We start from the raw sequence: 7,915 nt of genomic DNA on the forward strand, positions 1-7,915 counted from the left end.
CCTTAATTTTTTTGCCCCACACAAAGAATATTGTCACTAAAAGCCCGACCGCCAAAACCGAGACTTGTTGGCCAGTGCCACGGTGTAAAAGGCAAACGACCAGAATTAGTGTAATCTATTTGAATCTTGCTTAGACCACACTCTATAAAAATTCTTATTAAGTCAATTTCTAATAAAGCTGTGATGTGTGCTGGATAAAGACCTGGTGCTTCTTGAAATGCGTTAAACTGATTTTTTAGAATTAGAGTCAATTTGCTCAACAAGCTCAACTGATTCGGTGTAGTGACAATTACCAATCCTCCTGGTTTGGTTAACCTAACCAATTCTCGCACAAAAGCCCGTGGGTTTTCTAAATGTTCAATAGTTTCCACTGCACAGATTACATCAGCAAATCCATCTGGTAAAGGTGCTTTACCAATATCTAAGTCAAAGGGAATAAATTCTATTTCTGCTGGTAAGTCAGCATAGCGGACAACATCTACACCAATATAGCGGTTAATGCGTAGTTTACCGCCGTAGGCATCGCTCACAAATGACCACAGCCTGCCACTACCACAACCCACATCTACAAGTACACCATCATCAGGATGTAGTTGTTTTACCGTTTTAGCTACCATTTGGTACACAGGATCACTACTACCGCCAAGGCTTTGTAATGCCCGGTTTTCCACATTCATTGATGCTATTTGCTTTCCCTCATCAGATGAAATCATGCGACAGCCTCTTTTTCGATAACTTGAGAAAGCAAACTATAAAGCCGAGTAAGTTGCTTTTCTGGATTGCAAAGATACTCAGCCCGTGCTTTACTCCCAGATGCTAGAGATGCTCTTTCATTAGAACTAGAAATCAATATTCCTAGAGTTTGACTCAAAACATCAATATCATCGGCTGGAATCAAACGCCCACAGGAATCATCGACAATTTCCATAGCCCCGCCCATAGCTGTTGTCACCACTGGTAAACCTGCATACAGAGCTTCTATAAAAGCAATACCAAAAGGTTCTGCTCCTGTATTAGGTTGACAGTGAATGTCAGCAGCAGCCAACAAACATGGTACATCAGCCCGTTGTCCTAAAAATAGCACACGGTCGGCAATACCAAGTTCCTGTACTTGTACCTTTCGTTCTTCTAAATATTCAGCCTCATGGGGGCGTTGTACTCCTCCAGCTATCCAACATATCCAACCAGGTAGGTCGCGTAACTGCCCTAAAGCAGAAATTAACATACTTTGTCCCTTCCAGCGCTCCAGACGAGATGCCTGGATAATCACTACCGCATCTTCAGCTGTATTGAGTTCGGCTCTGACAGCATGGCGATTTGAGGCATGGTTATCAATACTTGGAGAGGCTACAGGCAGATAAAGAGTATCGCTTTGAGTCTGATAGAGTTTTGGCACAGATGCTTGGGTATAACGACTATTCGCAATTACTAAATCCGGTGGGACTAACTTAGCCCAACGTTCCAGAGGGTGTTCACCATTAGGCACATCATGACACCAAAAGACTAATGGTAGATTGTTAGCTCTAACAACAGACCCAAAAATTGCTTGCGGCCAGCAAGAATGACAAATAACTAGATCAAATCCTTCTTGCTTCAATAGTTGTTGGAGTTGCTGCCTAGCTTTCCACACTGTCCAAGGACGGCTTATCCGGACTTTACCCAACAGATGCACCTTTGCACTTAAGTTTCGCAATTCCTTGGCCAATCTCCCTTCAAAGCATAGTGCAAAGTGATGCTGCATCTGTGAACATAAACTTTGTTCTTTTGCTAATGTCACCAGCAGCGTTTCTATCCCACCAAACAAATTTCCCGCATAAACGTGCAGAACTTTCATAACAAATCTACTGGTTTTGGTATACCTGCATAGTTGCGTTCTTGATGCAAAACTTCTTCATAGAATTTAAAACTGCGTTGCGCCATAGTTGTGTGGTTAAAATATTCTGCTCGTTTGCGGCTTGCTATTGCTAGTCGCTGACGCAAGCCCGGTTCAGAAAGTAGACGTTGTGAAGCTTCAGCCAAAGCTACTGGGTTGTTAATTGGTACAGTTAAACCTTCTTGTTCATGTCGGCTCACCCAAGGTACTCCACTACAGATAATATTGGCATTAATTACCGGACAACCACTAGCCATTGCTTCTACTTGCACTAACCCAAAACCCTCGCTACGGACATTAGAAGGAAACCAAAGACTGGTTGCAGCATGATAAGCACCGACAAGTTCATCCTCGTTCACGTGACCTAACCAAACAATACGCTTGTCTACTCCTAGTTTCTTGGCCAGAGTTTTTAGTTCTTGTTCTAAAGAACCAACACCAATTATTACCAGTGTTCCTTTCACCATAGTGAGAGCTTCAATTGCTACGTGCAACGCTTTGTAATAGACTAATCTACCAACTGCCAACCAAATTGGCCCAGGATATTTTTTCTTGAGATTGTGACTGAAAGCAATAGCTTTTTTATTCGGTTGACTGTAATTTGAAGCATCCAATCCAAGTGGTAGATAACTCAATTTATCACGATAAAAACGTAAAAATTTTGAGCCTTGAATATACGGTGAACTTGTGGTTAAAACCTGTGAGCTTCTACTGTAAACTAGATGTTCAAATGGACGTAATCCATACTTCAAAACTTTCTGTTTAATAACGTCGCTGTGGTGGGTAATTATCAAAGGTACACGCCTATGCAACATTGTTAAAGCCATCAGCATTGTAGGATTAGGTGTATGCAGATGCAGTAAGGTATTTGGTTCTGTAACTAGTTGACATACTTTTTTGGGAAGTTCTGGACAGACATCAAATCTGGCTAATGATAACAGCCTACCCATCCTTGTCACACTGACATTTCCATCCATCTCCTTTACAGTCTGGGTGCTGCTAGATAACTGTCCTTGCTGATTAAAAGCATTCACACAAACTACATGAACTTCCGCACCTAAAGCGGCCTGAGTTTGCGCTAGAGTTTGTACGTGTGTTTCTATTCCACCTCGGTCTGGAGGATAATATTTAGACAAATGGATAATCCGATAATTTGATGTTTTCGACATGGTTTTAAGATAAAAAGCAAAACACCTGGTTAATCACGGAAAAACGATCACGAGTCACTCTAGTCGAGTCCAGATAAACAGATTTATACTCTTCTGTATTTATTGAAAATTACTGAGCAGCTATGGAACTCCCTTTTGATTCTTGTTGGCGCAGCCTGGGCTTTGGGCTTACAAGACTCGGTACAGTTCTATCCCTTATTTTCTCTTTGCCGTTCCCTGTTGCCTGACCATGCAATTAGATATGACTAGGACTCGCTTAAGGGATACAGGAATCAAATCGGATTGCTATAGTTAGTTGATTTTGGAAAAGTCTAATAATAATGTCGTACTTTGATAAAGTACCGACTTTCTACCCTGAAATTTACACGCTCTGATAATTTGTGAACTTGAACAGGCTGATCTGACATACAGCTAAATAGAATGGCGTATAACAAGTAGAGTACTCAGTATTTTCTTGAAAACAAAGATTGCCAAGTACCATAATTATCATTCCAAATCGATTCTAACACCGTATAAATATCAGTGGCAAGTAATCCATTTAAGGGAACAGATAATTGTGTCCATATACAGCGGTCATCTCTGAGAACGTCCTGACCCAAAATCCAAGGTAGTAAATGGTTTAAGGTAATATCGTATTTATACCGATTTTGCATAAATTGAGATGAAGTCAAAGTACTACCTCCACGGGGATTAATACAGGCTGTCAGATAAGCTTGTTTGCTGTCACTATAAAGTGCATAGTGGCCAACTCCTTTTAGCTGTCTCAGGTTTTTCTGACTATCTTTAACTAAGTCTGGACTTAGCTGGAGCAAAAAGGGGTTTTGATCACCTCTAGTATTGATCACATAACGCATCTGCAATTCCAACTTCTGACCATTTTTGAGATAGCTGTAGTCTGTTCCAGATTCTACCAATACAAACTTATCAGTCATCGCATTTTTATATTTTTGCTGACCCAGAGGCTTAAATTTGACTTGTTGCCAGCTATTGAGAGCGATTTCTCTGGAGCGCATCGCTAACGCATCTGGAAAAATAGCAGCACTTAGGGGTCTTTTACTGGCTATTAAATAGATAGCAGTCAATATAATCCCCACCCAGGTAGCAGCAAGCAGAAAGCGTCTCTTTGGCTCTAGGGTGACTGTGGTAGTTAGTAATGGGGTTTCTGTCGAAGCTAAAACTTCCACTGGCAGTATCCAGTTACATAAGGCTGCAAAAGTAATAGTTGCGATCGCTATAAAAATTGTTCCCCCGGACTGTCCGTGCCAATAGTCAAACTGGTTGCGGTTATTAACTACCACAGCTAACAAAGCTACACGAATACAGCCAACTAAAAATCCCGTAGCGACGGCAGATATAACTAATCCCCATCTCTGTTTCCCAGTTAGGGTAACAACTACTACCATAATCAGTAGGGTTAGCTGTAGTAGCCACAAAATTAATGCTCCACCAGTACAGGCATAAAGAACTTCTACTTGACCTGTAGGCAGTTTTACTAAAGTTCCAGAATGAGTAGCACCAAAACCTAGATAGTGGAGTAAAAAAGCGGATATAGTTGCAGTTACTTCATTAAAATGTAACCGGGAATCGAAAATTCCATTGATAAAATTAAAAGGAAAAAGCATTAAGCACAATAACAAAAATAAGCGCCAATAATGCCTGATTCCTAAAAAGCCAAAAGATAGTAAACCTAAACCCAATCCAGCGATAATCGGACCGAATCTAAATAGCATTAGGTCTAAATGCCATAGATTTAGCGGTCTAATTATGACTACAAATAGCAATCCTAAACCTAAGCAGCTAGAGAACCATGTGGGAGTTTTCTCTTGTCGCTGATTTTGCCAAAGTAAATATAAAATACCTACCCAGTAAACTGCATAAAATGTAATTTGTTCACCTTCAAGGGGGTGGTTTCTAATTATATCTAAATGCAAGACAGCCAATGTTGTAAAAATACCAAGCAAGTAAAATTGCTCAGTTTGCATTAAGGGTTTGAATCTGAGCAAAAATGCTTGTTTGGCTTGGTTCAGTTTTTGGCTACTGATGAACATTTCTATCTTCCATTCTTATCCAAGATTTTTATCGATAATGCGTATCCAACGAGTCAAATTCCAGAACATAATCAAGCAAACACCTGAGATTACTGTTCCTAAATTGATTCTCACAGCACTTTTAAGTAGATTTTTTATCTGTTCTCGCTTGGCAGCGTTAGCAGTAGCGGCAGAGTTTTGAGCAGCTGTTTGAATTTGTTGAGATATTTTATTTTTCAATTCTTGAGGAGATTGACTAACTCCGTTTTCATTAGGCAAATTTAAAATTCTGGCTAAATTAGCTAATTCTTGAGGAGAGTTGGTTGTCTTCAGTTTTTCAGTTACTTTTTGCAATTGCTCTTGTTGTAGCCCCTGTTGAGTTAGAAATTGATTATTAATATTCCTATAGAGTGTTAAGCTATTATTAATTCCTAAAGGCAACATCAGCAGATAAAATATTCCTATTATTAAACTAACCCAAGATAAAAGTTTGAGAATAGGGATTTGTCTTGATTTCAGGATACTACCTTTGTTATGCAAAAATATAAATGTTAAACCCAGCAAGATAGACCAGACGTGATCTACCATTTGTCCAATAGCTTGAAATTCCCATGCCGGATCTGTCAACCGTGGGGGTATGAGGATAGCAAGGTAGTCAATGAGAGAAAATATGAGAAGAATATAGCCAAGCAACTGCAACAATGAGAAAGACAGATTTTCAATCCCGTCTGTTATTTCTATGGGCTTTTTTGGCAGTCTTTCTTGTTTTTGTTTTGTCATTTCCTGTTGTTGATTGTAGAACTTCTATGTTTGGAGGCAATATCTGAATTTTATTGAATTTATTGTTTTTTTAGCATGTAATTACTGAGCTTCACTAAGTTGTAAGCGGTTGTTTACTTATAAGCAAGCTTATAAAAACAACTACAAACACAAAAGAAAAATCATGACATAAGCAAGTGTTATCTTAGTTTTTTATTTTACATTTGAGACAACCCATGTCAATGATCTTTATCTAAATTTTACGTATTTATCCTGATAATAAAGAAATAGTTCACAAATTTCTGCCTAAATGCCCTTGTAAAGTTTGATGGAGCAATCTTGACTAGTGTATTGACAAACACATTGATTTTAGGCAAACTAAACATCTATGCCAAAGGATGTATCTATTAAAAATCTGTAATATTTTTTACTAAGCTTTCTTTTTAGTGTAAAGTTGGCATAATTTGTCTAATCAAAGCACTTTTCTAGACTAAGATTCAATATGCAACTCTGTAAAAGATAGTCTTTGCTGAGTCGATAAGAACACAGAAATCAAAATCTGAGAACAAAAAAAATAAAATTCAAACTCATTAACAAGAATATGGAAGAATATTTGCGCTATTGGTCAATACTTAAGCGGCGTTGGTTGCCCACTTCTATAGTTTTTCTAAGCCTTTTGGCCTTGAGTATAGTTAAAACTGTACTAGAAACGCCCATTTATCAGGCAGGAGGCCAGTTAGTACTGAAAAAGAACTCTACCTCTACCCTCACAGGAGTAGGTAACCAATTAGGACAATTAGAGAATTCAGTCAGTGGTAGACCATTAGGAACAGAAGTAGCAGTTTTGCGTTCTCTGCCCTTAGCTGAAAAGACCATCAATGCCATTCGCCTCAATATTAACCCTCTAGTGTTTTTGAAAGACCTGGAAGTCAAAAATATTGAAAACACAGATATTCTGGAAGTATATTATACAAGTACTGATCCCAGAATAGCGGCTTCAGTTGTAAACACTTTAATGAAAGTCTATATAGAAAATGATATCAATGCGAACCGCGCTCAAACCAGGTCTGCTAGAGACTTTATTGCCCAACAGTTGCCCTTGAGGAAAGCTGCATTACAAGCATCTGAACGCAGACTACAATTGTTTAAACAGCGGAATAGAGTTTTAGACCTGAAAGCAGAAGCCTCAGCCAGTGTGGCAATTTTGACTGACTTAGATAAACAAGTAGCTGCAACTAGATCGGATCTATCTTCGCAAACAGCCCGAATGCAATCAATCCAGAAATTATTTGGTGTTGCTTCTCAAGATGCTGTGGTTGCAGGGTTTGTGGGTGAATCTCCATCAACAGTGGCAGTTCTGGGACAGTTGCAAGATGTTCAGCAAAAGATACAAGTTATAGGTTTGCGCTTGACTGATACTCACCCCACAATAATGGATTTGAAAAAAGAGGAAGTGATTCTCAGGAAAGAACTGAAGAAGCGAATAGAACAAAGCTTTATAGGTAAATCAGGGCGTTTGAATCAAAGCGTAGAACCTGAAAAAATTGTCCAACTCAGACCTCAAGGTTTACAACAAGGGCTTCTGGGCAACTATGCCAATGTTGAAGCAGAGAGACTGAGTTTGCAGGTACGACTGAAATCTTTAGCTGGAGTGATTGAATCTTACAGACAAAGGGCTAATACCTTACCACAGCTAGAATTGCAGCAACGCCAGTTAGAACGGGAAATAGCTGCAACTGATTTAAGCTATCAAAACCTGTTGGCTCGGTATCAGGAACTGCAAGTAGCGGAAAATCTCCAAGTCAGTAATGCTAGGATTGTTACACCTGCCTTAATTCCAGGTGTGCCAATTAGAAGCCGTCAGTATATAAACTTACTGCAAGGATTAATTGGTGGCATTGTGTTGGGGGTAGCTACTGCCTTTGTTTTAGAAAGATTGGACAAGACTATCAAAACCTCCAAATCTGCCAAAGACATATTAGACATCTCCGGAAATAGCTAAAGTGTTACTGCCACTGCTTTTAAAAGTGAGATGCCCCAATGCAAAGGTAGCTGGCTGGTACGCTAAAATAAGCGTTAGAGATGCC

The 7,915-nt window shown here is 39.3% G+C and carries 6 protein-coding genes; 1 reads left to right on the top strand and 5 read right to left on the bottom strand.

Annotated features, from left to right (window positions below):
- Positions 1 to 2: 2 nt before the first annotated feature.
- The 5 genes from H6G68_RS10405 to hpsJ-A form a co-directional block, all read right to left on the bottom strand.
- The gene (locus H6G68_RS10405) at positions 3 to 713 is read right to left on the bottom strand and encodes a class I SAM-dependent methyltransferase (RefSeq protein ID WP_190906582.1); all 711 of its coding nucleotides are present in this window, start codon (positions 711 to 713) and stop codon (positions 3 to 5) included.
- Positions 710 to 1,834 carry a glycosyltransferase gene (locus H6G68_RS10410; RefSeq protein WP_190906583.1) on the bottom strand — a complete coding sequence of 375 codons (1,125 nt, stop codon included), beginning with the start codon at positions 1,832 to 1,834 and terminating at the stop codon, positions 710 to 712. The genes H6G68_RS10405 and H6G68_RS10410 overlap by 4 nt, the downstream gene beginning before the upstream one ends.
- Positions 1,831 to 3,042, bottom strand: coding sequence for a glycosyltransferase (locus H6G68_RS10415; protein WP_190906584.1), 1,212 nt, complete (start codon positions 3,040 to 3,042; stop codon positions 1,831 to 1,833). Before H6G68_RS10415 ends, H6G68_RS10410 begins: the two co-directional genes overlap by 4 nt.
- A gap of 443 nt (positions 3,043 to 3,485) precedes the next feature.
- A complete protein-coding gene (locus H6G68_RS10420; RefSeq protein WP_190906585.1) occupies positions 3,486 to 5,090 on the bottom strand; it encodes a cyanoexosortase A system-associated protein in 1,605 nt (534 codons plus the stop codon).
- A gap of 15 nt (positions 5,091 to 5,105) precedes the next feature.
- A complete protein-coding gene (gene hpsJ-A / locus H6G68_RS10425) occupies positions 5,106 to 5,849 on the bottom strand; it encodes an HpsJ-like protein, cyanoexosortase A-associated (RefSeq protein WP_190906586.1) in 744 nt (247 codons plus the stop codon).
- Positions 5,850 to 6,429: 580 nt separating this feature from the next.
- On the opposite strand from hpsJ-A, the gene H6G68_RS10430 reads away from it, so the two are divergent.
- Complete coding sequence (locus tag H6G68_RS10430) at positions 6,430 to 7,830, top strand: GumC family protein (protein WP_242045215.1); 1,401 nt, start codon at positions 6,430 to 6,432, stop codon at positions 7,828 to 7,830.
- Positions 7,831 to 7,915: the final 85 nt, after the last annotated feature.

It is taken from the genome of Anabaena catenula FACHB-362 (assembly GCF_014698735.1).
Taxonomy (GTDB): domain Bacteria; phylum Cyanobacteriota; class Cyanobacteriia; order Cyanobacteriales; family Nostocaceae; genus Anabaena; species Anabaena variabilis_A.

Excerpts from the sequence above, each read along its gene's own strand:
- H6G68_RS10405 (WP_190906582.1), bottom strand. The coding sequence starts at position 713 with ATGATTTCATCTGATGAGGGAAAGCAAATAGCATCAATGAATGTGGAA.
- H6G68_RS10410 (WP_190906583.1), bottom strand. The coding sequence starts at position 1,834 with ATGAAAGTTCTGCACGTTTATGCGGGAAATTTGTTTGGTGGGATAGAA.
- H6G68_RS10415 (WP_190906584.1), bottom strand. The coding sequence starts at position 3,042 with ATGTCGAAAACATCAAATTATCGGATTATCCATTTGTCTAAATATTAT.
- H6G68_RS10420 (WP_190906585.1), bottom strand. The coding sequence starts at position 5,090 with ATGTTCATCAGTAGCCAAAAACTGAACCAAGCCAAACAAGCATTTTTG.
- hpsJ-A (WP_190906586.1), bottom strand. The coding sequence starts at position 5,849 with ATGACAAAACAAAAACAAGAAAGACTGCCAAAAAAGCCCATAGAAATA.
- H6G68_RS10430 (WP_242045215.1), top strand. The coding sequence starts at position 6,430 with ATGGAAGAATATTTGCGCTATTGGTCAATACTTAAGCGGCGTTGGTTG.